This is a genomic window from Chryseobacterium sp. SIMBA_029, assembly GCF_046535275.1.
Lineage (GTDB): Bacteria > Bacteroidota > Bacteroidia > Flavobacteriales > Weeksellaceae > Chryseobacterium.
Genome location: NZ_JAWRXA010000623.1, coordinates 1 through 252, shown reverse-complemented (window position 1 = coordinate 252; position 252 = coordinate 1). Strand labels below are relative to the sequence as shown.

Genomic DNA, 252 nt, shown 5'->3' with positions numbered 1-252 from the left:
CTCTTTTTATCAATACATGGCTAATGAGCTGCCGTGTTCTGAAAAGAGGAATGGAGGATTTTACCCTGAATACCATTGTAGCTACCGCTCAGAAAAACGGATACAAATATATAGAGGGAGAATTTATCCCCACTTCCAAAAACCAAATGGTAAAGGATCATTATGAAAGACTGGGATTCACAAAGCAGGATGAAAAATGGGTGTTGAATGTGAATGACTATCAAACCAAGCAGGTATATATTAATAATAAAC

1 pseudogene is annotated in these 252 nt (G+C 36.5%); it reads left to right on the top strand.

Annotated elements, in window-relative coordinates:
* Positions 1 to 23 precede the first annotated feature (23 nt).
* Positions 24 to 252 (top strand): annotated as a pseudogene (locus SB679_RS25475) (hypothetical protein); the annotation flags it as partial.